General features: G+C 64.3%; 1 protein-coding gene and 1 pseudogene. Both read left to right on the forward strand.

The window, feature by feature from the left end; translation table 11 throughout:
* Positions 1-300 (forward strand): hypothetical protein (locus EN893_RS38805; protein ID WP_206640212.1); only part of this gene is annotated, 300 nt, incomplete at its 5' end.
* 15 nt (positions 301-315) lie between these two features.
* Positions 316-1,888: pseudogene (locus tag EN893_RS31865) on the forward strand (peptidoglycan-binding protein); the annotation flags it as partial.

A 1,888-nucleotide genomic window follows, 5' to 3' on the forward strand; every position in this document is an offset into this window, starting at 1 on the left:
ATTCTATACCGATTGCCGCATGATGACGCAAGGGCGTTCTGCGCGCCGCCCTTTATGCCGCACCGTCAGGCCGGCAGCCGGCATCCTTTCAATTTCTTAAGTTTGGTTAACGCGTTGTTTACCACGTTGGGGGAAATGTGGGCGCGTCGGCTACCCGTGTTTATCCTGTATCGAATTTTTCACGGTTTTTCGGAGCGCGGGCGAGAGCCCGGGAAGCTCGTCTTCCGCCGCGGCATCGCCGCCGGTCGCCTTCGTTCCGATAGGGACCTGGGGGAACTGGCCGCGAGCCAGCCATTCTGAAAGACGGACGCACCGATGAACAGCAAGCGGTCCTATCTCGACACACTCAATGCCGGCAGGCAGCGCAGGCCGCAGACCACGCTCGAGCAGTTGAACCAGTCGCTGGAGACACTGGAGCAGCGGCTGGAGCGGACGCGCGAGGATCCGGTGGCACGTCCCGAACTCCGCCAACCCGATCCACGCCAATATGGTGCCGATGCGCGCTATCCCGCGGCCCGGCCCGCTGGCCAGCAGCGCTGGTACGAGGACCCGCAGCCCGCGTCGCGACCGAAGAGCCCGATTCAGGGAGCCGCCGCTTTCGAGCAGAACTATCAGGCCATTGCCCGCGACATTGATCGCGTGCGCGGCCAGGAGGACGGCGTTGCCATGGTCGGCAAGATCGCCGGCGAATTGCGCGGCATGCGCGAGGAATTGCGCCACCAGATGACCGCAGGCCTGCAGCGGGAATTCGAAGCGCTGCGCAAGGACATCGAGCGGGCTTTCCAGTCAGGGGCAAGGCCCGGTGCTTCGGCCAAGGGCAGTGCTGAACTCGGCCTTGAGTTCGAGCGGCTTTCGGGCGCCATCCAGACACTGGCCGAGAAGAGCGACGACAGAAGCGTCAACATGCTGCGGCTCGAACTCGAACAGGTCAAAGCCGCACTCGAAACGCTGGCACGCGAAGAGAGCGTGCAGAAGGTCGACCGCCGCTGGGACGATTTCGATCGCCGGTGGACGGCGTTCGAAGACCGCGTCGACGCCGACCAGCGCAAGCGCTCGGACGACCCGGGCCTGTCTGCTCTGACCGCCCGGCTGGAGCAGATCAGCAATGCCGTCAACAATTTGCCGGAATCGTTGTCGCTGCGCTCGTTGGAGGAGAAGGTGCGCACGCTTGCCGGTGCCGTCGACCATTTGGCCAGCCAGCAGGACAATCGCGGCAGCGACACGCTTGGCATGATCGACGAGCGGCTGGACGAGATTTCCCGCGCCATCGTCGCATCCACGGTCGCCGCGCAAGCCAATTCATTCGACCACGAGGCTTTCGAGCGCATCGAGAGGCGGATCGACTCACTTGCCAGCCAGATCGAGGAAGTGGCGCAGGATCGTCCAGGCAACGCGGTCATGGACCGGTTAAGCACGCTGTCGGGCCGGGTTGACGAACTCGCCGGCCGCGCCAATCTGCCGGAGCAGGCGATGGAGCGCCTGGCCAAGCAGATTGCACTCATCGCTGACAAGATCGACCAGGCACCAGCCATGCCTGACGCCGACTACATCTTCCATGGGCTGGAGCAGCGCTTCGACGTGCTGTCGAGCATGATGGAACGCCGCCAGGGTGACGCCATCGAACAGGGCAACATGCTGTTCCGCGATCTCGAACGCAGGCTGGATGAGGTTGCCGACAGGCTGGACCAGCGCATGCCGCAGATCGACAGCGCCGGCATCATGGACGCCATCGATGCCCGCTTTACGGCGCTCGCCAAGCGTATGGAAACGCGTGTACCCGATCCCGCGGGCGAAGCCGCAATCCGCGGCCTGGAGAGCCGGCTCGAAGACATTTCAAGCCGGCTGGATGCGTCGGCCGCGGATTGCGGCTTCGCCCGCGGGATCGGGT

It is taken from the genome of Mesorhizobium sp. M7A.F.Ca.CA.004.04.2.1, assembly GCF_004022825.1.
GTDB lineage: Bacteria > Pseudomonadota > Alphaproteobacteria > Rhizobiales > Rhizobiaceae > Mesorhizobium.